This is a genomic window from Gracilibacillus sp. YIM 98692, assembly GCF_010993965.1.
GTDB lineage: Bacteria > Bacillota > Bacilli > Bacillales > Amphibacillaceae > Gracilibacillus.
Map to the genome: position 1 here is coordinate 1 of NZ_WIXM01000012.1, position 25,797 is coordinate 25,797.

Consider the following 25,797-nt stretch of genomic DNA (forward strand, 5'->3'; position numbering starts at 1 on the left):
ACTTTCACCAATTAGCAATGAACGGCTTGCTAGGCACGCGGCACGGCTTCAGCTTCCTCGGCAGAAAACCACTGCCTGCGGGATCTTCAGCTCGCGCTATTCCCCCAGGAGTGTCGCATTTTTCCGCAGCTTATTGTGGTATTTCTGTTCAAGCGAGAGAAACTCCATGGAACACTGATATTACAACCTTTCTTCTTTCAAAAATCAGATCATCACTACTAGCGGAGACAACATACGTAGACTCCTGCGGGAACAGCACGTGTCCGAAGACCCCGGAAGAAGCGTTCTTTGCTTCTGAGGAGGCTGAGGCCGTGCCCGCGGAAAGCGTAGTATGTTGTCGGAGCGTATTCCAACACTAATTTTCAAAAAGAATGGTAGGAAACCTAAATCGCATTTTTTGGATATTACGAACGAATTTGATGGTTGATACTTTCTTCTCTTACATGGCATTGGCTTTTCTATTATTATTTTTTCTTAACATGAAAAAAAATAGTTACCGCCAATTAGCGATAACTATTTTTGATGCTTCTTACGGTATTCGGTTGGGGTCATCCCTACTTTTTTCTTAAATACTTGACTGAAATAACGTTGATCTACATAGCCTACTTTGTTTGCAATCTGATATGTCTTCCAATCCGACTCGATTAAAAACTGACAAGCATATTGGATACGTATATCGGTTAAATACTCTAAAAAAGTCATGTTCATCGCTTTTTTAAAAATACAGCTGAAATAACTAACACTTAATCCTATTTTTGCCGCCACTTCTTCATTTCCAATATCTTGATCAAAATGGTTTTCCATAAACTCAAGTGCTTGATCTATTAAATAAGCAATAGACTGTTTATTTTTATAAAACTCTTCCATATAACTCTTGGTAATAAGCTTTTCATCAGTGAATTTTTCCATTTCCATTAACTTGGCATTTTGCTTCACCGCATCTTTTAGTTCCTCTAATCGAACAAATTCATCATATAAAACAATCGTTTGATAATCATCCGTCATTTCTTTCAACCCATTCATGACCTGTTCTTTTAGTTTAGTTAACCTCTCCGTATCAAAAGAATCACACTCAATCATGACGATATAATAGTTATTTTTTTGGCTAAAAAGATAGGTATTGGCTGAAAAATCACCAATTCTATCATTCAATGTTTCTAGCATTTTCATTTCATCATCTGCATGCATTTCCATTGGCAAATAAACGGAAGATGACGTGTTATAGGGATGATGGATATGTCCATTCGTAAAAGCTTCATAAATCATATTCTTTTTCACATCATACAATTCCTGCCTTTTAACTCTTAACTGTTGGACAGCTTTTTCCACACATTGCTCCAATTCATCATAATCAATTGGTTTTAGAATATAATCAAACGCATTATATTTCAACCCTTCACGAGCATACTCAAAATCATCATACCCGCTAATTAAGATGGATAGCGGTTTTTCTTCCATCCTTTGTGTTTCTTTAATTAAATCAATTCCAGAAGATTTAGGCATTGAAATATCTGTAATTAAAATATCAATCTCATAATCAGACATACACTCCATTGCTTGCCTGCCATTACTAGCTTTTGCCGCTACCTTACACCCCAGTTTCTCCCAATCGACACTATGCTCAACACTTTTTAAAATCAGTGGTTCATCGTCTACAAGCAATACATGTAATAACATATTAATCCCCTTTAATCGGAAATGTTAGTTTTATCAACGTCCCTTTATGTTGCTCTGAGCAAATAATTAACCCATAATGATCACCGTACAACATACGTAATCGATGATGGACATTCTGGATACCGTGCCCTCCATTTTTCGGGGAAAGCCGCTCTTCCATGTTCTTATTTAACCGATGTAACTTGGAAGGTTCTATACCTGTTCCATTATCCTCAATCCAAAGAATACCCATTCCATTCTTTTGCTCCCCTTGAATAGTAATCATCGTTTTCTGTTCGTCATGTAACCCATGAAGCAATATATTCTCCACTAAAGGCTGTAGAACAAGTTTCAGTATAAACGCATTTTTTAAAGAATCATCCAGCTTCACCTGATAAGAGAAGCGATTATCGTAGCGAACTTTTTGAATTTCTAAATAACTTTTCATATGACGTATTTCTTCTTCCACCGTCACTTCAAAACTGCCATTGATGCTTATACGCAATAATTTACCCAAATGGATCGTCATTTTACTTATCTCTCTCTGTCCATTTAAAGAAGCTAAAGCATTAATCGACTCTAACGTATTATAAAGAAAATGCGGGTTCATCTGTTGCTGGAGTACTTGAAATTCTGCTTTTCGTTTATACTCCTGTTCTTCTTTTATATTTTTTAATAACCTTTTAAAAGTATCCAGCATCTTATTAAAACTATGGGTAATCACATCTAATTCTTTAATATGAAAGGTTTTTAATTTATAATCTAACACACCGTGCTCTACTTGTTTCATAGATTGTAAGAGAGATCCCACAAAACGGTATACATGTCTTAAATACAATAGATGAAAAGCTCCCGCAATCGCTACAGCAAATAGAATTAAAAATATGCTCAAATTCCGAATATAATGGATATCTTCCGCTAACACATCCCAATCTTGAACCGAAACTAACATTAATTCATTGGATCTTCCTGTTTGAAAATCGGTCGGCATATAAGTAATTAAACTGTTTTGACCATTCCAATCTGTTACCACATAACCTTGATTACCTGATTGAATATCACTCCTATTTTCAATCTGTAAGGTTTCCCCTATTAAGTCATGATTCAAGGAATATAATATCGTTCCGTTTTCGTTGATGATCATCTCTTGTGAGGATTCCCCTGCTATTTGGGTGAAAATATCATCAAAAAGAGCCATATTGACACTTAATACTAAATAACCGAGATCATTTAAGGTATTCATGTCTTTAATAACTCTAGAATGAATGAGTAATGGTTCATCATGAATAAACCATTGAGATTCCGATGGTGCTAACCATACCGGCTTTCCTTTAGCTTGTACCAGTTTCTCGTAGTAAGTGCTATTTTTAAACTGATCCAACTCAGGAATAGGATTGTTTTTCAGTTGAATGTGATGCCCATACTCACTATAGATGACAAAATCATCTACCTCCGAATTACCTTGCATCATACTGGCGATTGATTGCTGTTGATTATAAAACTGATAGATTGACGAGTAATTGTTCGTCTTTAAAAACGACTGGATATCAGGAGAAGATACAACATAATCCGAAAACATATTTACTTTTTCTACCGATTCTTTTAAATTTAGATTTAATGAGCTTAATGTTTGAATGGTTTGTGCACTAATATTTCTAGACAATGTATCAGAAAAGTATTTATACGATACATAACCTGTTAAAATAACGGGCAATACAATAAATAATAAAAATCCAAGTAACATCTTTTTTTGAAAGGTTATCATCATGAACACCTTATCCTAGATTACTCATAATATTTTTGAAACATGTTATCTAAGTTATTCAAATAATCGTCTATATCTTGTTCATAAAAAAACTCTAAACTATAATTTCGAAAGTCTAATTCCGCCGCCGTACCGCCTGGCCAATAATGATTAGGCCAATTAATACTTTTCCCTTGTTCCATCATTTCCACTAAAAGTTGTATTTCTTCTTTTGTATTTTGTACATTCTTAACTGCACTGATAGACCCTTCATAATGAGATAAACGACGAGCATTTTCCTTCCTGGTTAAAAACTCCAAAAATTTCTTGGCTGCATCTGGATACTTCGTTTCAGCATCTATGGCTAAGCCAATATCGACCCCGCCTAGGACAGGATGTTGCGTTGTCTGATTATTTGCTGGAAACGGGAAAATACCATAATTTAAATTTGGATTATGTTGTTCTATTAAGGGCAAGGCCCATGTTCCCATAATGTAATAGGAGGCTTCCCCGTCTGCAAACTTTTTATTTGCTTCATAATAACCGGTTTCATAGGAAGCTGGATCGACATACTGCAAGACATCTAATATTTTCTGTGATGCCTTTTTCCAATCATTACTATCTTTAATAGATAAACGATCTTGCAGCCAATATTCTTCCCCAAATGTATTCGCAACAATATTTAATGTAAAGATACTCGTTTGCATGGCTTCTTTATTTGGCATGATAAGAGGATTATAACCTGATTCTTCTAACTTGTTCATACTTTGCAAAAATTCATCCCATGTTTGCGGGGCACTCAATCCAAGATCTGAAAGGTGTTCTTTATTATATAACACACCAACCGCATTTTGCGTTAACGCAACACCATAAATATCACCATCTACTGTGTAACGTTTTTGTATGATCGGATTTATATCATGAATAAACTTCTCTTCTGTTAAATCTAAAAGATATCTTTTCTTTGCCCGAATGACATAATCAGCTTCCATCGGATAAGTGATAAAAATATCCGGAACATCGCCTTTTGCAATTCTCGATTTCAGAACAGAAGCACCGTTAGGATCTATTACTTGCTTTATTTTAATATCAGGATGGTCGGATTCAAATTCGTTAATGAGTTCATTAAAAATCGGCTCTGTCTCTGTTTTAAATGAGAAGAATTCAAGCTCCTTAGGTTGTTCTGCCTCTTGGGCTTCCTTTAAATTTCCGGCATCACACCCTATTAATACAAACATCATGTAAACGATGCCATAAATGACATATCTCATCCTACCTCTCCTTATCCGATTAACAATTGTGAAAGAGAAATGATTAAATCTATGATACTATTATATCTGTTTTATCACAACACAGTAATTGTTTCCTCTGTTTAAAAACAACCGCATGCCATGCAACACAATTATAATGGTGATATTTTGGGAATTTCAGTAAAATATACACTAGAGAAATGACGACTGGAATGATGATGGGTAACCTTTTCATAACTGATAAGGAGATGGAAATATGTTGGATTTTATGACAGATTTACTTTCTTTTATACTATTATTTGGAATTGTTCTAGGTGGGATGGTTGGACTAGTGTGGTTTTTTTGGCGCCTGTTTAATAACCTCATAAAACGATAAAATCTGCCACTTCCCCAATCCACCATTCTTAAAAATGTGCAAATATTCGGGAAGTGACAGGCACTGAAAATATCATTTTACCGCTCCGGAAGCAACTCCTTTTGTAATTTGTTTAGAGAAAACAAAATAGATAATCAGCATGGGGATCGTAGCAATGCCTAAAGATGCAAAGAATATACCATGATCAAACCCTGCATTACCAGAACTTACGGCACCTACAGCTACTGGCAAGGTTCTGGATTCAGGTCTAGTTAATAATACAGATGCAAATAAATATTCACTCCATATGGTGATGACATTGATAATAGCAACGGTAGCCATCCCTACTTTCGTCATGGGCAAAGCGATATACCAAAATGTTCTGAATTCACTGCATCCATCTATTCTTGCAGCTTCTTCCACCGCATTTGGAACATTTTCAAAAAATGACCGCATAATAAGAATACTAATAGGCAAATGAAAAGCTGCGTAAATAATCATCACTGCCACTAAATTATTGGATAAACCAAGATTTTCAATAAAATAATAGACTGGTACAACAAGTGCGTGAATCGGGATGGCAATAAAAGCAACCATCGTAATAAAGAATATCTTATTTCCAGGAAAAGCTTTTTTCGCTACGGCATAGCCTGCTAAAGCAGCCACTAAAATCAGAATAATTAATGAACCAGCCGTAACTAGAATACTATTGATTAAAGCTTCCCCCATTTCATATTCCGTTAATGCCGTAAGATAATTTGATATTTTAATATTTTCTGGTAAACCAAATGGATTTTGTAATATTTCACCGTGTGATTTCACGGATGTCAGAAACATATAAATCAATGGATACGTTACAAGAACTGTCCATAGGATTAGTAAAAAATACACAACTGGTTTCGATAAATTTTTAAAGAACACTTATATCACCTACTCATCTATTTTTGCTAATTTAGAAACTTTAATGTAATATGCACAAATGATCATTACCACAACGGTCATAGTAACGGATATAGCTGAAGCATATCCAAAACTTTGCTGAGAGAAAGCTGTACGATATAAAATCGTTCCCAATACATCGGAAGCATAGTTTGGTCCGCCTTGCGTCATTACCCAAATCAAGTCGAACGTTTTTAGAGAATTAATAATTTGAAGCATGATGATGACATAGGCCATTCTTTTGACCATCGGAATCGTAATGTATAAAATTCTTTGCCATTCCGATACCCCATCAAGAGTTGCCGCATCATGAATTTCCGTTGGTATTCCTTCTACAGATGATAAAAACAATAACATTGTCCAACCAGTAATTTGCCATATCGCTACAGCAATAATAGAATATACAGTTAGATTAGGATTTCCTAACCATAATTGTGTATATTCACCTAACCCTACAGTTTTTAGTAAAGTATTTAAAATACCAAAATTCGGTTCAAAAACTTGAGCAAATAAAGCAGATATAACTGCCGTAATTAACATAACCGGAATGAAAAAGACAAACTTATAGATTCTCCAACCTACCATTCTTCGATCAATGGCAACCGCAAATAGAAATCCTAAAACTACCGTAAAAGTTGCAAATAATAGAATATATTTTAAATTGTTCGTTAAAGCATTCCAAAAAAGACTATCTGTAAGTAGTTTTATATAATTCTGTAAACCAACAAATTCAGCTTCACTATAACCATCCCATTTAAAAAAACTAAGACTAAAAGAATGGATTAAAGGTACGACCATCGCAAGTAATATGAGTAAAATAGAAGGTAAAATGAATAAATAGCTCATTTTGTGTTGTTTGAACGTATCAACCAAACTGGATACTTTACTTTTTTTATGAGTATTCACTACTAGTTCACTAGATTTATCCATGAACAATCTCCTTTCCTTATTTCCTTTCTAATCGTGAATGAGGGTGAACTCGCCATAATAGCGAGTTCACTAAACTAATTGGTTATTTATTCATGGACTTCATGTACCATATCGTTAAATTCTTCTGCAAATTCTTCTGGTGTGTATTGACCCATAATCAACCCTTGAATTAACGGAACGGCTGCTGGTCGATAAGCACCAGGCATCACGGTGTTAAAAATAACGTGAGTTCCTTCTTCTTGCATTTCTTGATACATTTCAGCCTCAACCTCTGAATAAACATCCAGGATTTCGTCAGATGTTAAATCTGTTCTGGAAGGGAAGTTAGAAGAATTTTCTCCCATCACTTTTTGACGATCAGCACTTAACACGAAGGAAATAAATTTCTTAGCCCATTCTTCTTTTCCAGTATCTTTAACAGCCATAATCGCTTGCCCATCATAGTATCCAATGGTTCTGCCCGCATCTTCTCTGAATTCAGGATAGAAGAACATGCCTAATTCAAAATCATCAGGTAATTCACTTCCTAACATTCCAGGTCCTGCATTTACTGATGCATCACTATACATGGCCGCTTGTTCTTGTGCAAATATGGCTCTTGCTTCATCCGCTTGCACCCCGGCTACACCTTCAGGCATTAGATTATTGCCCATTTCTTGCATTAAGCGAAATGCATCCACAATATCTGGATGTGTATAATCCATCTCTTCCTTATCTAGTAATCTTTGATAATGATCAGGACTAACCGTTCTTTTGATCGCAATATCTAATAATGCTGTTGCCTGACTTGGATTCGCCATACCGGAAGTCCATGGAATATACCCTGCATTCTTTAGCGGCTCTCCCATTGTTAGAAAATCTTCGAAAGTTTCAGGTTCTTCAATCCCTGCTTCTTCAAAGGCTTTTTTGTTATAAAAGATAATCGGATTTAATACGACAGATTCAGGAGCTGCATATTTATGTCCATCCTCCGAAGTAAACGTTTCTAATGTTTGTTCTGTCAACACGCCGTTCCAGCCTTCGCTTTCGTACATGTCATCTAGGGGTAAAAGTGCACCAGAATCTACGATGTCATGATAAAATCCATTCGCCCAAAACCAAGCAACGTCTGGCTTATCATCGGAATTAAATAGTCTTACAGCATTTTGATTATAGTAATCATCATCATAATCTCTCATTTCCACCGTGACATTAGGATATTCTTCTTCAAAAGCTGCAATTTCTTCTTCCCAACGAACTAAACTCTCCCCACTTACTGTTGCAAATGTTAAGTTTACATTATCTTCCGAATTGTTATCAGTGCCATTGCTTTCCGATTCGTTATTTTCCGCATTTCCAGCATTATTTTCCGTTTCTGAACTACAACCCACAACTAGAACAACCAAAGAGAAAACGATTACAAATATTGCAAAAAAACTTTTCCGAAAAGAGAATAACATTATGATACCTCCTATTATTTTTTATCAATCATAGTCAGTAATTTTAAAAATTACTGACTGATTTGCACTTGATCCGCAGTAAATGTATTTAAGATAGTCAACAACATATTTTGACTTTCGATAGAGTCCTTATTTTGGATCATTTGAGCAATATGTTCTACACCGATCTTATCAATTAATTCACTCATTTGTTTGAAAACCTTTATGTTCGTTTCACATTCTTTGATAGGATCTTCTCGCACTGGGAATGTATCAAAATAAATAAGTCCGTCATAATTATATTTTTTGAGATAATAGATAAATTCTAAAGTCTGCATAAAGTGAACAGAACTTAGCATCATCCCATCATCGTTATCTTGATAACCATCATTTAAATGAACCCCCATTAATTTACCTCGCGACTGAGCTAACGCAAGCGAAAGGGCCGGATTTTCTTTCTTCATTAACATGTGGCATAAATCTAATGTAATCCCTACATTGTCACAATTGATATCCTCTATTCCTAAAAGTGTAGTCCCGATATCACTGAAAAGCGTAAAAGCTCTAGGTTGATATGGTTTGTATTCTATGCTGATTTGAGACGTCGGATTTTTTTGTGCCACTTCTCTAATCGCTTCCACTTGCATGTTCCACGCTTCTTGATAGTTTAATTGGAAAGAATAATCAAATCCATCATTCGCCATCCAAATGGTCGTAACAGATCCCCCTAGTTCATTACATATATCGATTGCTTCTTCAGTTAGTGTAATCGCTTTTTGTCTGATGGAATCATCGCTATTGGTGAATTCTCCCTTATAAAAAGTTTGATCATACCTCAAAGCGATACCGCTTACTTGTAAATCAAGTTCTTGAAGTTTTTCTTTAATCTGATCAATGGTAACGCCTTCAAAATGTTGTGGATAATTGAGCTCCACATGAGTAAGCCCCTCGACCTTCGACATTCTTTCAATTAAATCCAAAGTTGAAATACTCTCTTTTGATTCGTCCCAAAAATAATTAGGCTCTGTAAAAAATGAGTTTAACCGAGATGAAAATTTTAGGTTATGCATAATTTACCTCCTCTTTTTTACAACAAAAACTTTATTTATAAAATTTGTTGTTGGTAAGAATATATAATATTTATTTTTGAATGTCAATAAGTAAAAAATAAATAATTTAAAACCGGTTAATTGTATATTAAATGAATTATTTTTTTACTTTTTAAAATAAAATAATAAAAATATTATGAATTGATGTAAACGTTTTTTTGTTTTATAATGTATTTATATAAAAATAGGAGGTATGTTATATGGGTGATGACGAACATCAATTGAACGGAAGAGATATTATCATTTACACTCGCAGCCTTTATCCGTCTCTTAGTAATAAAGAAAAAAAAATAGCGGAATTTATACTAGAAAACCATGTGGACCTAAGTAAAATGACGATTAATGAAGTTTCCGATAAATTGAAAGTAAGCGAAGCAACCATTGTCAAACTTAGTAAAAAGCTGCATTGTGAAGGTTATCTATCTTTAAAAAAAATCCTTTCTGATTATGTACAAAATAAACAAGATGAGTATTTTCAAGAAGAATATGATGTAAACGATCAACCGGAAGATATTTTCATGAAAGTCTTTCGTAACTCTATCATTGCCCTGCAGGATACCATGGCAGGATTTGATAAAAACGAATTTAAAAAAGCAGTCGATTCGTTAAAAAATGTCAACAAGGTTTTATTACTAGGTTTAGGCGGTTCGGGCAGTATAGCAGATGATATTGCACACAAATTCTTAAAAGTAGGGATTGAAGTGCAATCCTATCGTGATACGCATATGCAATTGATGGCTGCATCCTTATTAAATGAAGGAGATATTGCAATAGGGATCTCTCATTCTGGTGCTACAGTCGCTGTGAACTCTGCCTTACAAACAGCTAGAAGAGCTGGAGCTACCACCATTTGTATAACCAATCACGTCAAGAGTCCTATTACAGAAAATGCAGATATTCAACTGGTTTCTTATGCCAATAACTCCCCCATTACCGGCGAAAATGCGGTAACGAGGATTGTTCATTTAAACATCTTGGATGCCTTATACAATGCCGTCGTGTTAAATAATTACCAACAAACAACGCAAAACTTAGAAAGAACCAACCTTGCTGTGAAACATCAACGAATCCATAAAGATAATAAATAAGGAGGGGAAATATATGAAAGAAAATATAACGGTTTTAGGAAGTCTAAACTATGATTTTTTGGTCAAACAAGAGAGAATGCCTGAAAAAGGGGAAACCTATACTGGAGAAGAATTAATAGAGTTAAGCGGAGGAAAAGGAGCCAATCAGGCAGCCCAATGTGGGAAATTAGGTCTTAACACTTATATGATCGGGAAAGTGGGCCAAGATCAATATGGTACGATCATGATTGATAGTTTAAAAGAAAACCATGTAAACACGTCTTATCTTCAAAAAGCACATACACGATCTGGTATGTCCTTCGTGCATGTCATGCCAGATGGCGAGTATTACAGTACTATATTAAAAGGTGCCAATTTTGAACTTACTACAAAGGATGTAGATGAAGCAGAAGATGTGATCAAACAGAGCAAAATCATGATTTTTCAACTAGAGAATCCCATTCCCATCATCGAATATGCCATGGCCAAGGCAAAAGAAAATGGATGTTACGTCGTATTAAACGCTGCTCCAGCAAAGACAATCACTCAAGAGATGTATGATTATATTGATTGTTTAATCGTCAATGAATCCGAAGCATCCTTTTATTGTTCACAAAAAGTAGATACAATAGAGGAAGCCAAAAAAGCGGGCCGTACATTACACGATTTATTCAATAGTTTAGTCATCGTTACTTTGGGCAAAAATGGTTCGATCGCTTTTGACGGTAACCAAGAATATTTTCAACCTGCCCAAAAGGTAAAAAGCGTTGATACTACTGGCGCAGGTGATGCCTATACGAGTGCGATAGCATATGGCATTTATCATCAATTTGATATACAAAAAAGTATGGCATTTGCAACAGAAGTAAGTGCTATTGCCGTAACCAAGGATGGGGGACATAGTTCTTTCCCAAAAATAGAGGATGTAATGGAAAAGATATGAGATAGACCCACCTTTACAAATCACTATTGATAGAAGTGAGCCACTACGATAAATAGGTAGTGGCTCAGTTTTTGTACTTGATTCCGTGACAAATCTCTAAATATCAGCTGACGGACATATGTTCCGCTATTTCTATTAAAAAAGCGCTTTTGTGTGGTGATGCGGACATACAGTTCCTTATTATCATAAATATTTGAAGAATGAGGGATTCCTTTAGCAAATAAGGGATCTGATGTCCGTTTAGAGATAATATTGTCTGTATTTCCTATAATAACGTACCCGATGTCCGTAAAAAGTAGTCTATTCTAATATAGAATATTTTGACTAGAAAAGTAAACAATAGTCATACTAGTTTGATAAAAGAGGTGAAACGTATGAATCATGATCAAGATTATGATAGAGATCATGATCGTGAAGACCAGCTAACTGACATGAGTTTAAAGGGTATTCTGAAAAATTCTTATGAGATGGAGAATGAACTTATGAGAAGTTATATGATAACTGCTGAACGTATCCACGATAATGATACCTTAAAGGAAAGGCTTCAAAATTTTGCAGAAGGGAATGCCAAAAGAACACGTCAATTACTTGATGAACTGAATACGTTAGAATAGGGGTTAGACATAAAGAGCTGAAGTGTTAACAGCACTTCAGCCCAGTTTATCCACTATCCAAAAATATAATGATTTAAAAATGAATTGCGGAACTTTCCATCTGGATCATATTCTCGCAGCAGTTGTTGGAAATCTGGCAGTTTTTCATAGAGTGACCGAACTTGATCTGGTGCCATCGTAAACAGCTTGCCCCAGTGTGGACGAGCATTAAATGGTGCAAGTTGTTCCTCTATTTTTGGTAAAACTTGCTTGACTGCTTCCCAATCATCTTTCCAGGTAAAATGGATACCTATCGAATCTTGTTTATAATTCATGCTCATCCACAGATTATCTGCAGCAATCGATCGAATCTCACAAATCAACAACAATGGTGCAATTTGTTCGCGTAATTTTCCTATTGCCGTAATGGCGTCCGCAGTATAGGCGCGTGGGATAATATATTCACTTTGCAGTTCTTTCCCACTGCTTGGTGTAAAATTCATGCGAAAATGTGGTATACGATCATGCCACGAACCAGAAACACCTAACTGTTCGGTACAATGCTCAGCTCCATGATCAGATATAGGATGGAGGTTCTTTGTTGAAAGCTTTGCGCCAAAAAATTCCGATTCTGCTTCGATCATGTCTTCATCTGAAACAGTACGCTTCAGCCATACCTGTTTAAAAACCGGTCTGCTCCAATCTGTAAAGACACTAACACTGTAAGCACTGGAGAAAATAGTATGGAAATTTTTCTGAAACTCCTCTAATGATAAGTTTTCATACACGTCTTGTCTTATCTTATATTCTGGCACCAAATCGAGCGTAAGCTTTGTGACGATGCCGAAACCACCAAGTCCAACGACTAGAGCGTTCAGTTTTTCTTCCGATTCCTCATAGATCACTTCTCCAGTAGCATTGACGAACTCCATTGCACTTACAACGGTAGCAAGGTTGCCGTTTTGGTTCCCTGATCCATGTGTTGCCGTAGCACAAGCGCCTGCCACCGAAATGTGTGGAAGTGATGCCAAGTTGTGCAATGCTAAACCAGTTCCTTCGAGATAGTGGCACAAATCACTGTACTTCATCCCTGCTTCTACTGTAATTTTTTGTTCACTGCGTTTAAAAGACACCACTTTGTTCAGTTTTTCAAGCGTCATAATCTGATCTGATGAGTCGGCAATACTATTAAACGAGTGTCGAGTGCCAACTACTTTCACATGATTAAAGCGCTTTACCAGTTGCTGTATTTGTTCCACGCTTTCCGGTGCATGCCAGTTGACCGTACTGTATGTGTAATTCCCTGCCCAGTTTCGTTGCTTTTCCACTATTCTCATACTCCTTTATTTTTAGTTGTTAACATGAACCAATGTCAGTTTTTTTAAAATTCTATTAATACTAGAATAGCATTTTATGCTGATAAAAAACACGTTTATCCTAGTTGGTATATGCCTCCTCACTTTTTAAAACTTTTCTCTGCTTTGACTTTTTAGATGTCGTATTTAAAAATAATAGCAAAATGATCAGTTCTGTTAAAAAGCCAATCGATTGCGCCAGCGCTCCAATCGATCCGCCTCCATTCGGAAAAACAAAAATAAGAATAAATAATGCCGACACTGCCGCCACAACATTTCCGGTTTGTGAATAGGACATGACCTTTGTTTTACTTCTAACCATGAGGATCCCATTGGAAAAATCAATCCATGGAAAGCAGAGAGTAAATAGAACGAAAAAGCGTAATGCAAGAATACTGTGATCAAGCAGCTCTCCAGAAACCCCAATAATATGTTGAAATATCCATACACCAACAGGCGAATAGGCAATAACCGTCAGCATTATGCTAGGAATCAAGCTCATGAGCACCGTAAAACGCACAACAGCTCGTTGGTCTTTTTGATAAAAATTGATTACAATTTGATGAATGTAAGAAGCAATACTATTCAGCAAATGCACAACAGACAAAGCGACAGCATAAGAAGCAATCGCCACTTCTGCTTTCGTACTCCAACCTAAGACAGCATTAATTGTTGGTGTGACACTAACGGCAATTAAAGATGCCACCATTAATGGGCTGTAAAAACGAAAGATCTGTGATTGTTGAACAATGCTATGCCTTTCCTTTTTTTGCGGTAATTCCTTCACGATCAGTCTTCCTTCCAGCACACTGACAAGTGCTTCAATCGCCATACCAGCTAAAAAGATATAAGCCCCTATATAGCCATGATTCACCCAACCATTCTTAAGCAAAAGCCAGGCTAAAAAAGACATAAATAAAAGTCGTACAATCATCCCAATAGTCAGCCATTTGGTTTTCAAATTCGATATAATCACACCTTGGTACAAACAACGAATACCTGAAAAAATCGTCACGAACATCAGCACGCGATAGGCATCGATCGTTGGTTGAAGCATTCGATCACTAACGCCAAGCAATACGGAAAAAAAGGCTTTGCCTAAAGGTGAGTATGCTAGAGTAAGACTTAATAAAAAAATAGCGGACAACACATAAACAGTAGCATTTTTCATTAATTGGTAAGAAGTCTTATCGCGCACTAAGGTGGAACATGTTTGCCGTAATATAACGGCACAACGTTCCAGTAACCCAAAGAGACTCATGGCTACAGAATAACTGGCAATGACAATCGCCGGTTCAGGTGCCCGGGCCAGCGTACTGTTAATAATAACGTGTGAAATGGTCACTAAGCTCGCCGATAAGCCTAGCGGAATAAAAAAATAAAGAAGCGTACGAAACGTTACCTCACTATCATTTGAAATCGCTTTCCTTTTGATCATCAACTAACACTTCCTAAAACATGGTTTATAAAACATCTTAGAATAAATGACAAAATATTGCTAGCTATTAGCACCTTTCATTTTTTATAAGTAGTTTTGATACTATGGATAAAAATAGAAAAAGAAGACACAGTAAAAACACTTGGGTTTAAGTCCAAGCGTTTTTCGTTTTCATCATATTATCTTGTTAAAAAAAAATGGTTACTCCTTATTTGATATTTTACATACTAATTTCATCATTCCCCGGATAAACAACATGAGAAGAAATATACTGCTAAACGTATGAATCCATGTCCAAGCATGATATTCAACTAACTCTGTATATTTTTCAAATACACCAACTTCTAATATGGTTAAACCTGCAGAATAGAATAAAGTTTGAATGATAATACCAAATAATTTGGAATGATATGTTGTCTGATAATAATAAATATTCACAACTGGAAAAAGGAGGTATTCATATAAAATACTTGTTTCAAAAAAATGAGGCAAAAACTTTACTGGATACTCTACCATTTTTTTCTCCACTACGATTACACCAATAAATGTTGAAAAATAAGCTTGCATAAAGAAAATAAGCAACCATTGTGTAATATTTCGTGATTTTTTAAAGCTTAATATGAGTAATACCAGTCCTAATAATAATAGTCCCCAAAGAATATATTTTTCCATAATAACATATTATTTCTAAACATTACTTTTTTATTCAAGGTTACTGCCTGTTTTTGTACTTATGGACACTGAGTACCTTATTTCTAAACAAATGGGATTTTTTAAAAACCCCCTTACAGAAATATTCCATAAGGGGGGCTTCATCATACAGGAAGATTACTGCTCATACATAAGATCATCTTCATCATTTACCGACTGCCAAGCATTCTGTGCAGTGTCTTGAACTCTATCTGCAGTGTTTTGAACTGTATTACCTGCATTTTGCGCTGTGTTTTGTACTGCATTACCTGCATTTTGCATGGTGTCTTGAACCGCATTGCCTGCGTCTTGCGCGGTGTTTTGTAATGCATTACCTGCATTTTGTGCGGTGTTTTGAACCGCATTGGCTGTAGATTGAATGATATTTTGGTCCTGATTTTGATTCATCATATTCCGTATCGGCTGCGTAAACTGTTGCATTTGTCCATTATTATTGTTTAATGCATTATTAATCGTTTCCGGCAATCGCTGAAAAGTCCCGTTTTGCACACCTCTGGTAATCCCATAAACCGCTGCACCAGCCGCTCCAGCCGCTAATAACCTATTCATTACACCCATTTATCAACATTCCTTTCCATAAAATTTAGGAACAGTCATAGCTTTTTATGAAACCCGATTTTCTATACAACCATTCATTTTCCAAATAACCAGTGAGAATAAAGAAATCCAAGTTGCACAAAATAATGTTGAGTTTACTGTATGAAGAAAAAGTCAGAAGATACACCCAAATTCCCTGCTTCTGTAAATTACCGTTAGATATCCTGGCCTAGCCCCTTCGAGACAGAAATGGCATTCTTTGCTTTTCCCATCCAAAACTGCATACACAAAAAAAGATCACTCCCCAGCTAAACCGGGAAGTGACCAAAAACTTTTTTATCGCGGTATTGACTTCTCTGCATTTAAATAACCAGCACCATAAATATTCCCATTTTCGTCTTCCCAAAGATCAGCCCCGCTTTTCAGCAACTCTTTGATTTCATCTGGTGTGAGATCTGGATTGTATTGTTTCATCAAACTGACCACACCTGCACAAATCGGAGTCGCCATGGACGTTCCCGACATCGTAAAATAATGTTCGCCAACACGATTCGATTTTTGCAGTTTATCTATATAAGAATACGGCGAACGTAACGATACAATATCCACACCAGGCGCAAGAATGTCCGGCTTCACTTCACCATAAATGGTTGGCCCTCTGCTGGAGAAGGTTGCCACGTCATCATCAAGCCGATTATTTGCTGTATCACGGTCATCCAATGCACCAATGGTTATCACCCGATCGCTTAGACCTGGGCTAGCAATCGTCTGCCGGTCTGGCCCGCTATTACCTGCTGCTACACAAACGGTTATCCCGCTTCGCCAAGCTTCCTCCACGATTTGCACCAGCGGATCCTGATCTTCTTCTCCATATTCCTGAGGCGGAGTTCCCAGTGACATACTTATAATGTCAATCGGCATATCCGGTTCGTTTTCATTATATCGTATACACCATTCGACCCCTTGCATAATCGTATCTAAGGTCCCTGATCCAGTACTATTTAATACTTTTACGCCTGCTAAATCTGCTTCCGGCGCCGGCCCCATATACTTAGTAGATGACGCGTATCCATCTCCAGCTGCATCCCCAGCACAATGGGTGCCATGACCATTATCATCATAGGCTTCCTCTCGGTTATTAATAAAATCAACAAAATCAGTAATTCTTCCTTCTAAATCCTGATGCGGATAAATTCCTGTATCAATAATCGCTATTTTCGTTCCTTTTCCTGTTAACATCGTATTATTTCGAACCACTTGTTTCGCATTCGCTGATTCCACCCCAACATCTAATAAGGCTTGAACCGTTTTATTCCTATATACCTTTTTAATGTGGTGACAGTTGGTTAACAGCTCCTCCAAGCTGTTCGGGGTAATATCAGCGGAACAACACGAAATGCGAGAAAAATACTGGTTCACTTTATTTTTTCGATGTTTTTTCGTAATCGCTTCTACTATATGGCAACCTGTATCGTAAGCCTCCGGATGAAATTGAATAATCACCGGAAGTTTGGTAGTTCGCTTTAACCGGTTCTCCAATATGCGATGCAAAAAGCATGGCGTATTTTTAAACGGCCGATACAGACTGATTAATTCATCGCGTAACGGTCGCTCTAACTGATTCCAGTAGGTACGCACTATTTGAACCATAGAATAACCAAACACCTTATCCCTTCTTTCTCATTTTTTACTAACATATGAGAATAGAAGGAGCTTGGCCTCCATGATTGTCCAGCCATTGTAAAAAACAGGCACTTCCTTTGATGAAAAGTCATCCTGAATCACCACTAAATGGTTCTTCAAGTGAATCCGTAAATACTGTTTCACCAAGAAAAGCGCAAGCGCCTTGGTCACCCTAGGGTAATAAGTCGAGTCTCTATGTGGTGCTTTTTTGCCACAATGAGGCTCGACTTAAGACCTCGAGGGGGTAGGCGCTGGAGCTAGACAGCGAAACGTAAATTTTTATACTTTCTGATAGTGCAAGAAAAACTTGACACATACCCTCAAGATGGGGAATTTCACTCCGAACGCTTATCATGATATGATAGACATATGCATTTAATGAAGGACTTATGATCAATCACCTATTAAATGATAGCGCTTCCTCTAATAGTGAATTCTTGTCTTTTCAAGGAATGGCTAATTAGCGGATGATCGCCCTTTTTGTGTATGAGTGGTTGCTTTCTATTAAAGTACAAGCCTATGTTATACAACATGCTGGACATGCCCAATGTTCAAATGCATTGCCCAGCAAGATATTGGAGTTTTGCACACAAATTTATATTAAGATAAAAATTTTTTTGTCAATAATGATAATAGTTCTCACAGGCAATGAGGTGAAAATATGTTTCAAGACATTAAACTAGAACAATTACGAGAGCTACAACAAAAACAAAAAATAACATTGATAGACGTACGATCACCATCAGAATATAAACATTCTACAATCCCAGGAAGTATTAATATTCCAGTATTCTCAGATGAAGAACGGTCAGAAGTAGGAACTTTATATAAACAGGATAGTGTGGAGGCTGCCAAAGAACGCGGACTGGAAATTATGTCCACTAAATTACCAGCATTTATCCAATCATTTAAGAACCTTCCCGGAACAAAAGTTGTCTATTGTTGGCGCGGCGGGATGCGTAGTAAAACAGCTGCAACTGTTGTCGACCTTATCGGGATTCCTGTGTATCGATTGGAAGGTGGAATCCGATCCTATCGACAGTGGGTCGTCGATTCGTTAGAAGGATTGAATTTTCAACCAAAAGCTTTTTTGCTTAACGGTTATACCGGAACAGGGAAAACCATTTTATTAAAACAGCTGGAACAAGAAGGATATCCAATTCTCGAATTAGAAGGACTGGCAAATCATCGTGGATCCATTTTCGGTCAAATTGGACTGGAACCTAATAATCAAACAACCTTTGACTCTCTCTTGATGGAAGATATATTGCAAGTAAACCAATCTCCATACGTATTATTCGAAGCCGAAAGCAAGCGAATAGGAAAAGTGATGCTGCCGGAATTTCTATTAAAGAAGAAAGAAGAAGGTGTGCAAATCTTTGTTAATATGCCAGTCGAAGAACGTGTCCTAAATATTTTAGATGAATATCAACCATGGGAATACCATGAAGAATGCATTCGGGCTTTTCGACTTATTAAAAAACGAATTCATACACCGATAGCAAAAAAAATTGAAGAACATTTACTTGCAGAAAACTATTCGAATGCGATTCGTCTATTATTAGAGTATTACTATGACCCGCTTTATGATCATTCACGAAAAGAGTACGCTGAAAATAAAACGATTACGATTGATGCTAAAAATGCAGCAGATGCAGCGAACAAAATAAAAGAAGTGCTTGCTAGTATTTATGTTGGATAAGTAATTTATGAATCCAATAGATGTTACCGTAGACATTTTACGCAAAGGTGTTTTAATCCTAACGTGTTCGGTTGAGAGGGAGAAAATACAATTTCACATGATAAATAACTTATAAATTAACATAGGTTTTAGCGGGCGAATCAACAATACAAATAGTAAAACAAAAGGATCAGATTATAATCTGATCCTTTTTGGATTGGAAACCCAGTCTTCTTCAACGCACGCTGTGAGTATTATGTTAATGGTCCTATGAATAGAGAGATTAGGTCGGATATATATGATGAGAATAATAAACAATCAAAAGAGCAACTGGAATCACTTCTTCCACTGCCTTTGATTCATCTACCTTACTCCTTTAATCACTTACTTAACAGGCCTAAACCCCCACCGATGGAAGTCTCACTTTATTATACAAAAATACCTAACCATATTGCGATAGCAAGAGCGAGGCAAAGCAGCCGCTTCTCAACTGCTGTTAATTCCTCTACATTCTCTCCATTTACTCTTAAGACAATCCAGATTGCATAAACTAAGATTATACCAACACCTATTGCGGCAACCGGACGCGTACAAGCAATCCAGATCAATAGCAATCCTACAATCATGAAGTAAAGTAAAACAGGAAATTTAGCTCCTTTAGTTCCCATACGTTCTACTGCCCATACGACAGACGTTCGTTTCATTGGTTTTGCTTTTTGGTCTGCATGTCTGTCAGGAATATGATGAAACATGACCCATGCCATGCACCAAACGGCATTAACGAGCGCATTTTGCCATGCCCAATCTGGTATAGATTCTAGCATTATCCATGGCAAGGCAATGGCTATCGCTAGCATGGTAGGAAATAAGCTCAACCATTCTCCTATAAAAGGAGTATAAGCAAATTGAAATGGCTTCAAAGAATACGACACTGCACCCCATATACCAACTAAGGTTAAAATGGCGAATTCTAGATAACCGAATACAGTAAAAAGAAATGCCATTAAAATTAAGAAAACACTCATCAATGTGCCAAGCTGCTTTAGCATGGTTACCGTCATTGTATTCGTTTGGATCACTCTACTTCCACCAGAAAGTATGCCTGGACTATATTGATCTGTTCCCGATTGATGGTCCGCTATATCATTTAACACATGCGTTAATACACCATGAATCAAAATAGCACCTACCAAAAGCACAGAAGTGGTTCCCAATAAGGTTAACCACGAAATTTGATAATAGAAAATCAACGGCAGGAGCGTAGATAGAATCGTTGCTACACTGGAGAATACAACGGCAACTAGACGTAATAACATACCAATACCTTTTAGACTAAATGCTGATTGAGCTGGTATCATAGCAAACATCCTTTTTATTTTTAATTATGGGGTACAGACAACATTTTAACGAAAATATACGCTAAGACAATATTTGGAACACATTTTAATATATCAACCAGTACCAGGTCATAAAGAATAAATATCGCAGCACCTGAACCCATTGATGAACCAGCAATAGAACCAGCTGCTCCATATACAGCTTTCCCCATCCTATTCGTCATTTCACCAGGTTTCAGCATACGTTCAGCACGAGTCGTTGTACCAGTATCCGTTCCAGTATTTGCCCCAACCGCTTTCTTTACATCTGGACTATCTTCGTTTCCATCTGCACCGTCACCAGAGCCGTCTTATGTACCCATGACTGATTTACCGGTAAAGGCTCCTTTTGCAGCTCCATACACACCAATTGAACTGCCTGTTGCTTACAAAAAAGGAACTTATCCTTCTTGAAGATAAGCCCCTTTTAGCTCAGTATCATTCCTTACAAAAACAGCTTGTTTAGCTATCCATTATTTTTTGTTGTTACAACAATAATATCTGTTGAACCAACCTTCCATTCGTCATCCCAATCACGAAAATACGAATGACTTAACTCTACTTCTCCACCAGTTCCTATACTATGTTGTTCTTTAACCTTTTGTCAAAACTTGATTATTTTATCTAATTCTTAAATATCAGATTGAAAAGAAACCTCTTGTAATTCCACTAAATTCTCACTATCTTTTTGATAACCAAATACTTTCAAACCATTCTCCTACTTTCCAAACTTTTTTCTAAGGTTCAATTTGTTCTTCAACTCTTGCCACCCGTTAATTCAATAAGTGATTTTGTTTAGTTTCCCAACGGTCATACCATACCATTATAATAAACGGGAAAAACCACCGTAGGGCAGTATAAAAGTGGTTCCAGTTGTGGTAAATAAGCCAGCTTTGCCAATATGAGAAATAAGCAAAAGCTAATACTAAGGTAGCTATCCCCATAAACAAAAGAGGTCTATATTTATGAACGGCTTTTGGAATTATAATTGCGAGAAGTAAGGCTAAAGTCCAAGATAAACCCAAGTCCATAAACCTATCGTCAGCACCAACTTTTTTAAAAATCATAGGTCGCCATTGATATAAGTTAAATAAAGTACCACCTAATAATGCACCTATCCAAGCAGTAATACCATATGAAAAACTCCCAATTCTAATGAAGTAAGGTAGTGGCGGATTATATGTCAGCACCCTTTTAGCATATGGTCCAAATAAGCGAAAACTTGCCAAATAAATCAGCATTGAATACCATATACTCCAGTTTTCATATTTTAAATAACCCAACTTTAGATATACCCATTCCAAAGGGAAGTGCCATAAAAAAGTAAAAATAAATGCCAAACTCCAATAGTATTGTTTTTTTGTAGCGTAATGACAAAAAATTATAGCTGTAAGAGGTAGTATTATACCATCACTAAATATCACCCCTAACTGATTATCTTTAGTGAAATCAGATAAGAGGAAAGTGGGAAATTTGTAAAAAGATAATAATTGATTAAAAATAATTTCTAGAACATCAACTATTAGTAAAGTAAAAAAGTAAGTACATAAAATGCCATGCCAATTATATTTTTCCTTTTTTATTATGTAAATTGCCCAAAAAAGTACAATTATTGAATTTATGATATAAAGCATAGTACATATGCACTTCCTATAAATGTTGTTTTCAATATTATTGTTCCAAACTGCAATATTTCTCATTCTACTCTACTACCTCGATACCTCAATAAGAAAAACGGTGACACATTATCGAAGTATCGCATCCCGTTAGTAAAAATATTATCGTGGATAACTTTCTACCATAGTTGAAGAAGAAAATATAACTTCATAATCTTCTCCAAGTTCTTTCTTCACCTTCTCTGTTAATTCCCTTCCAAGTTGATTGTGTTTTTCTTCAAGTTCAACCCCATGAGGAACAAATTTATCTTTACTCCAGTCAATCCATTCCCCGTACTTCATTATCCATCTCATAAGTTCATCTTTTAATTCATTTGAAACTGGAATTTCTCCAAAGTCTAAATTACAACCGCATTTATTACACCAAATTGGGTCTGCACCAACATCACCTTCAATTTTTAAATTATAAGTTTCCTTTTGTTCACAGAAACATTTCATTTATTTTTAACACTCCTCAAAACTGAAATATTTAACTGTATTTTGTGGAAGTTCTTATTCCACTATTCTGCCCTTTAACGCAATAGGAGCTGCCGCATCGACAACTTCTTGTTACACTCTTGCCACCCTTATCTACAGTATGATTTTTCACCGTATTCAACGTTCGTAAAGATAGTAAAAACACTAGTTTTCTATCTTTGTAGAAGTATTATCTGCAGTAAGTTATTATAGTTTTCAACGTATGTAACGATAGGACTTTACTTGGAGGGGGGGGGATGGCTAGATCCACTTGTTTGTTATTGCTTAATAAAGCCACAGCATAGCTGCTTGCTCTTGACTGACGTGCCACTTCTTAGCTCTCGGTGGTTGGATGCAGGGTCCCGACCACTGAAGGCTTAGAAGTGATCGGTCGTGGTACGCTATCTGTGCGGATGGAGCCAAAAAGGCTGAATTTTTGCCATCCGCCAAAAGGACTCATTACCACGACCGCAAAAAAAGTCAAGGGTGCCGAGTTTTTTTACCTAATATTTTTATGTAGCTCACTTCATGGCACAAGTAGATCAAAAAGATGGCAAGCGTGGTTACTCGTTGTCTTTATTCAGCTTATGTACACAAAGATAAACGGTGCTTCATTTCAATGTTTTATTGCTAATACTATAGATAACGTGCTCGTTAATATAATAAGAAAGGGGTCACAGCAGCAATCCCCTCTTTTAAACTCAAGCATCCCGTTAAAGATGTGGTGGATATATCTATACAATAACCCCCACCAACACCTTTGCAGGGTCTCCATTATGTAGCGTTGGTGAGGACGTATCAGGGACGAGTACTCCCTTAAATTGGATTTTACCACAAAATGTATAACAATGGAAAACAACTTACCATCAAATTTTATTCTATATAGTAGTATGAAATTGTTAAATAATTACCAAGCAAAAAACTCTGCAAAAAAACTACAGCATTCGTCTATACACCATTTTCTGCTTTACATAGATTATTTAATGTAGTTAAAATCTTTTAGGAGTGAAGCGAATATGGGTAGAACCAAAAATAAAGAAGTAAGTCCTGCTCGTGATAATAATTGTGTATGCGATGTGGTTGAAGCAATCGCAGATGCTCAAGATGACGTGTTAGATCAACATTGTGATATTAGCTGTGCTCGATCGATTCAAAACCTAGTTTCACCTGTTGCTGGTAACGGTTTGGATACTGTACCTTTTATTTTATTTGATAAAAAAGGTAAGCCATTTAAGGGTGTAGGTGTTGAAGTACAACAAAATGGCTCACCTACTTTTGAATGTGTAGAAAGCTTTATTTTCCGTGTGAATAAAGTAGATGATTGCTGTGCAGTACTTGAATTGCTTATTTTTGATGACGAAACAGATCCTTGCCATGACCCTTGTCAGCAACTAGGAAAAGTAGAAGACCTTGAACGTACAGGTATCTGTATCACAGTTGATTTAAACTGTTTCTGTGCTATTACTTGCTTACCTGCAGTTTCTGTACTTTAAGTTTCAAAAAACTCTTTTGCTGTAATGGTGAAAGAGTTTTTTGCTAATTGTGGGGAGTATCTTAAAAATAAAAAAGAGCCAGGCTTTCCACACCATGGCTCGCAACCTTTGTCACATATATTTCTTTTATTCGATTCTGCAACATGCGGAAAGTGGCCATTATCTCGTCTTCAGTAAACTCCGTAAAATCACCAAGTTCCACTTCTTTACGACCAGCACGTTTGATAGGTTTCCTTTGTGCATGCACCCTTGCTTCCAAAGGTGGGTTAAATTTTATTGGACGTGTGGAATTCGGAGTAGGACTGGGTTTAAAAGCAATAATAAGCAGTGATAACAAAATACCTGCTAGAATTATTTTTGTGAATTTATCATTCTTTAAAACACTCTCCTTTATGCGCTCAATAGTGTTAAATTCATATCACCATGTTTACAATTTTATTTAACCAATCAGCGTTCTCTTCAATCTCCAATTTATTACAAAGCGATCTATGAACTATTTTAAATTCATGCACAATACTTTTCATAATATTTAAAATTTCTACTGTGCTTCTTCCACATTCCCAACTTTTAAGAAGGGACTGCTGCCAGCTTTCCAACTGACTTCTTTTGCCTTCATATTTAGCCCAATCACCAAATGTATTTGGTTGAATTCCCGCATCCATATACCATGCAGTTGACATTAATAAACGTAAGTTATCTATACAACTTAAAGCATAATAATACTCTTTTCTCATAACTCTTCTATACGCTTCGTGTAAATATGCAAAAAATTTAGATCTCCACAACTCAAATTCTTTCAGTGACGGTTCATAAGTAAGGAGCATTGATGTTTCTAATATTTCTGCCATCTTTCCATCAGTATCTTTTATAACCTTTATATTTTTCAACCAAACAGATGGTCGAATATCGTCTGGCTCATAATAAAAGGTGTCTACTTTAACAAAACAATCATAGTGAGCAACAGTATAAATTGATAAAGGATTTACATCTTCATAATAAAGAACATTTCCCCAATTTCCGGGACGCGTTTTTTTGTTTGAAATATATTCCTTTATTTTTTCAGGCACAACAACTACTCTAAGGTCAATATCAGAATAATCATCTGTATTTTCATTTCCAATGGATCCACCGTAAAAGAATGCTAGAACATTATCATCATATAAAAAATCTTTCTCGATTGAATCTAACAATTTTTTACGGTATTTGGGTAATTCTAGATCTCTTTCTTTGTGCTTACTCACAAATCCCACACATTCAAAACCCACTCTCCCTGTACATTGATATATAGATACTATTCAATAAAAATTTGATTTATCCTTTTTAAAACTATACTGACCATAACAAAATAAGCGACTGCCCTTACTCAGCAATCGCCACCGTTAATTGA

General features: G+C 36.3%; 23 protein-coding genes. 5 read left to right on the plus strand and 18 right to left on the minus strand.

Annotated features, from left to right (window positions below):
- Nucleotides 1-513: 513 nt before the first annotated feature.
- The 7 genes from GHD00_RS11890 to GHD00_RS11920 all read right to left on the minus strand — a co-directional run bounded on the left by GHD00_RS11890 (nt 514) and on the right by GHD00_RS11920 (nt 9,362).
- Nucleotides 514-1,677, minus strand: a complete 1,164-nt coding sequence (locus tag GHD00_RS11890; RefSeq protein ID WP_163538393.1) for a response regulator transcription factor — start codon at nt 1,675-1,677, stop codon at nt 514-516.
- Nucleotide 1,678: 1 nt separating this feature from the next.
- Nucleotides 1,679-3,421, minus strand: a complete 1,743-nt coding sequence (locus GHD00_RS11895; protein WP_163538394.1) for a cache domain-containing sensor histidine kinase — start codon at nt 3,419-3,421, stop codon at nt 1,679-1,681.
- A 20-nt stretch (nt 3,422-3,441) separates the two neighbouring features.
- The gene (locus GHD00_RS11900; RefSeq protein ID WP_163538395.1) at nt 3,442-4,671 is read right to left on the minus strand and encodes an ABC transporter substrate-binding protein; all 1,230 of its coding nucleotides are present in this window, start codon (nt 4,669-4,671) and stop codon (nt 3,442-3,444) included.
- Nucleotides 4,672-5,098: 427 nt separating this feature from the next.
- A complete protein-coding gene (locus GHD00_RS11905; protein WP_163538396.1) occupies nt 5,099-5,926 on the minus strand; it encodes a carbohydrate ABC transporter permease in 828 nt (275 codons plus the stop codon).
- A 9-nt stretch (nt 5,927-5,935) separates the two neighbouring features.
- Nucleotides 5,936-6,874, minus strand: coding sequence for a carbohydrate ABC transporter permease (locus GHD00_RS11910; protein ID WP_163538397.1), 939 nt, complete (start codon nt 6,872-6,874; stop codon nt 5,936-5,938).
- A gap of 86 nt (nt 6,875-6,960) precedes the next feature.
- Nucleotides 6,961-8,313 carry an ABC transporter substrate-binding protein gene (locus tag GHD00_RS11915; RefSeq protein ID WP_163538398.1) on the minus strand — a complete coding sequence of 451 codons (1,353 nt, stop codon included), beginning with the start codon at nt 8,311-8,313 and terminating at the stop codon, nt 6,961-6,963.
- Nucleotides 8,314-8,363: 50 nt separating this feature from the next.
- A complete protein-coding gene (locus GHD00_RS11920; protein WP_163538399.1) occupies nt 8,364-9,362 on the minus strand; it encodes a sugar phosphate isomerase/epimerase family protein in 999 nt (332 codons plus the stop codon).
- A 239-nt stretch (nt 9,363-9,601) separates the two neighbouring features.
- Here GHD00_RS11920 and GHD00_RS11925 point away from each other — a divergent pair, with 239 nt between their 5' ends.
- The 3 genes from GHD00_RS11925 (at nt 9,602) to GHD00_RS11935 (ending at nt 12,025) form a co-directional block, all read left to right on the plus strand.
- Nucleotides 9,602-10,489 carry an SIS domain-containing protein gene (locus tag GHD00_RS11925; protein WP_163538400.1) on the plus strand — a complete coding sequence of 296 codons (888 nt, stop codon included), beginning with the start codon at nt 9,602-9,604 and terminating at the stop codon, nt 10,487-10,489.
- Between the two features lie 13 nt (nt 10,490-10,502).
- Nucleotides 10,503-11,411 carry a ribokinase gene (locus GHD00_RS11930; protein ID WP_163538401.1) on the plus strand — a complete coding sequence of 303 codons (909 nt, stop codon included), beginning with the start codon at nt 10,503-10,505 and terminating at the stop codon, nt 11,409-11,411.
- Between the two features lie 374 nt (nt 11,412-11,785).
- Nucleotides 11,786-12,025: a hypothetical protein gene (locus GHD00_RS11935; protein ID WP_163538402.1), complete on the plus strand. Its 240-nt coding sequence runs from the start codon at nt 11,786-11,788 to the stop codon at nt 12,023-12,025.
- A gap of 53 nt (nt 12,026-12,078) precedes the next feature.
- Here the strand turns inward: GHD00_RS11935 and GHD00_RS11940 are convergent, their stop codons facing one another.
- From GHD00_RS11940 to GHD00_RS11960, 5 genes are all read right to left on the minus strand, one after another.
- A complete protein-coding gene (locus GHD00_RS11940; RefSeq protein ID WP_163538403.1) occupies nt 12,079-13,332 on the minus strand; it encodes a D-arabinono-1,4-lactone oxidase in 1,254 nt (417 codons plus the stop codon).
- A gap of 109 nt (nt 13,333-13,441) precedes the next feature.
- Nucleotides 13,442-14,797: a multi antimicrobial extrusion protein MatE gene (locus GHD00_RS11945; RefSeq protein ID WP_163538404.1), complete on the minus strand. Its 1,356-nt coding sequence runs from the start codon at nt 14,795-14,797 to the stop codon at nt 13,442-13,444.
- A 201-nt stretch (nt 14,798-14,998) separates the two neighbouring features.
- Entirely contained in the window at nt 14,999-15,469 is a 471-nt protein-coding gene (locus GHD00_RS11950) for a CBO0543 family protein (protein WP_163538405.1), read from the minus strand.
- 156 nt (nt 15,470-15,625) lie between these two features.
- Complete coding sequence (locus GHD00_RS11955; protein ID WP_163538406.1) at nt 15,626-16,066, minus strand: hypothetical protein; 441 nt, start codon at nt 16,064-16,066, stop codon at nt 15,626-15,628.
- 315 nt (nt 16,067-16,381) lie between these two features.
- Nucleotides 16,382-17,710: a S8 family peptidase gene (locus GHD00_RS11960; RefSeq protein ID WP_163538407.1), complete on the minus strand. Its 1,329-nt coding sequence runs from the start codon at nt 17,708-17,710 to the stop codon at nt 16,382-16,384.
- Between the two features lie 679 nt (nt 17,711-18,389).
- Between GHD00_RS11960 and mnmH the strand changes: the two genes are divergently transcribed.
- Nucleotides 18,390-19,430: a tRNA 2-selenouridine(34) synthase MnmH gene (gene mnmH, locus GHD00_RS11965; RefSeq protein WP_163538408.1), complete on the plus strand. Its 1,041-nt coding sequence runs from the start codon at nt 18,390-18,392 to the stop codon at nt 19,428-19,430.
- Nucleotides 19,431-19,837: 407 nt separating this feature from the next.
- On the opposite strand, the gene GHD00_RS11970 is transcribed toward mnmH, so the two are convergent.
- The 4 genes from GHD00_RS11970 to GHD00_RS11985 form a co-directional block, all read right to left on the minus strand.
- Entirely contained in the window at nt 19,838-20,767 is a 930-nt protein-coding gene (locus GHD00_RS11970) for a prenyltransferase (RefSeq protein ID WP_163538409.1), read from the minus strand.
- 20 nt (nt 20,768-20,787) lie between these two features.
- Complete coding sequence (locus GHD00_RS11975) at nt 20,788-20,988, minus strand: hypothetical protein (RefSeq protein WP_205600754.1); 201 nt, start codon at nt 20,986-20,988, stop codon at nt 20,788-20,790.
- 570 nt (nt 20,989-21,558) lie between these two features.
- Nucleotides 21,559-22,485 (minus strand): hypothetical protein, encoded by a 927-nt coding sequence (locus GHD00_RS11980; RefSeq protein ID WP_163538411.1) that lies wholly within the window; start codon nt 22,483-22,485, stop codon nt 21,559-21,561.
- Between the two features lie 78 nt (nt 22,486-22,563).
- On the minus strand, nt 22,564-22,899 hold the full coding sequence (locus GHD00_RS11985) for a hypothetical protein (RefSeq protein WP_163538412.1): 336 nt from the start codon (nt 22,897-22,899) through the stop codon (nt 22,564-22,566).
- A 1,034-nt stretch (nt 22,900-23,933) separates the two neighbouring features.
- Between GHD00_RS11985 and GHD00_RS11990 the strand changes: the two genes are divergently transcribed.
- Complete coding sequence (locus GHD00_RS11990) at nt 23,934-24,410, plus strand: CotY/CotZ family spore coat protein (RefSeq protein WP_163538413.1); 477 nt, start codon at nt 23,934-23,936, stop codon at nt 24,408-24,410.
- A 61-nt stretch (nt 24,411-24,471) separates the two neighbouring features.
- Here the strand turns inward: GHD00_RS11990 and GHD00_RS11995 are convergent, their stop codons facing one another.
- Both GHD00_RS11995 and GHD00_RS12000 read right to left on the minus strand, forming a co-directional pair.
- Complete coding sequence (locus GHD00_RS11995; protein WP_163538414.1) at nt 24,472-24,657, minus strand: hypothetical protein; 186 nt, start codon at nt 24,655-24,657, stop codon at nt 24,472-24,474.
- 166 nt (nt 24,658-24,823) lie between these two features.
- Complete coding sequence (locus GHD00_RS12000; protein WP_346427644.1) at nt 24,824-25,651, minus strand: hypothetical protein; 828 nt, start codon at nt 25,649-25,651, stop codon at nt 24,824-24,826.
- Nucleotides 25,652-25,797 lie beyond the last annotated feature (146 nt).

What these genes read in the sequence shown, in the direction of transcription:
- GHD00_RS11985 (WP_163538412.1), bottom strand. Translation starts at nt 22,899, where the DNA reads ATGAAATGTTTCTGTGAACAAAAGGAAACTTATAATTTAAAAATTGAA.
- GHD00_RS11895 (WP_163538394.1), bottom strand. Translation starts at nt 3,421, where the DNA reads ATGATAACCTTTCAAAAAAAGATGTTACTTGGATTTTTATTATTTATT.
- GHD00_RS11900 (WP_163538395.1), bottom strand. Translation starts at nt 4,671, where the DNA reads ATGAGATATGTCATTTATGGCATCGTTTACATGATGTTTGTATTAATA.
- GHD00_RS11945 (WP_163538404.1), bottom strand. Translation starts at nt 14,797, where the DNA reads ATGATCAAAAGGAAAGCGATTTCAAATGATAGTGAGGTAACGTTTCGT.
- GHD00_RS11915 (WP_163538398.1), bottom strand. Translation starts at nt 8,313, where the DNA reads ATGTTATTCTCTTTTCGGAAAAGTTTTTTTGCAATATTTGTAATCGTT.
- GHD00_RS11990 (WP_163538413.1), top strand. Translation starts at nt 23,934, where the DNA reads ATGGGTAGAACCAAAAATAAAGAAGTAAGTCCTGCTCGTGATAATAAT.
- GHD00_RS11930 (WP_163538401.1), top strand. Translation starts at nt 10,503, where the DNA reads ATGAAAGAAAATATAACGGTTTTAGGAAGTCTAAACTATGATTTTTTG.
- GHD00_RS11950 (WP_163538405.1), bottom strand. Translation starts at nt 15,469, where the DNA reads ATGGAAAAATATATTCTTTGGGGACTATTATTATTAGGACTGGTATTA.
- GHD00_RS11980 (WP_163538411.1), bottom strand. Translation starts at nt 22,485, where the DNA reads ATGAGAAATATTGCAGTTTGGAACAATAATATTGAAAACAACATTTAT.
- GHD00_RS11920 (WP_163538399.1), bottom strand. Translation starts at nt 9,362, where the DNA reads ATGCATAACCTAAAATTTTCATCTCGGTTAAACTCATTTTTTACAGAG.
- GHD00_RS11955 (WP_163538406.1), bottom strand. Translation starts at nt 16,066, where the DNA reads ATGGGTGTAATGAATAGGTTATTAGCGGCTGGAGCGGCTGGTGCAGCG.
- GHD00_RS11975 (WP_205600754.1), bottom strand. Translation starts at nt 20,988, where the DNA reads ATGCTGAAACCTGGTGAAATGACGAATAGGATGGGGAAAGCTGTATAT.
- GHD00_RS11935 (WP_163538402.1), top strand. Translation starts at nt 11,786, where the DNA reads ATGAATCATGATCAAGATTATGATAGAGATCATGATCGTGAAGACCAG.
- GHD00_RS11890 (WP_163538393.1), bottom strand. Translation starts at nt 1,677, where the DNA reads ATGTTATTACATGTATTGCTTGTAGACGATGAACCACTGATTTTAAAA.
- GHD00_RS11970 (WP_163538409.1), bottom strand. Translation starts at nt 20,767, where the DNA reads ATGATACCAGCTCAATCAGCATTTAGTCTAAAAGGTATTGGTATGTTA.
- mnmH (WP_163538408.1), top strand. Translation starts at nt 18,390, where the DNA reads ATGTTTCAAGACATTAAACTAGAACAATTACGAGAGCTACAACAAAAA.
- GHD00_RS11925 (WP_163538400.1), top strand. Translation starts at nt 9,602, where the DNA reads ATGGGTGATGACGAACATCAATTGAACGGAAGAGATATTATCATTTAC.
- GHD00_RS11910 (WP_163538397.1), bottom strand. Translation starts at nt 6,874, where the DNA reads ATGGATAAATCTAGTGAACTAGTAGTGAATACTCATAAAAAAAGTAAA.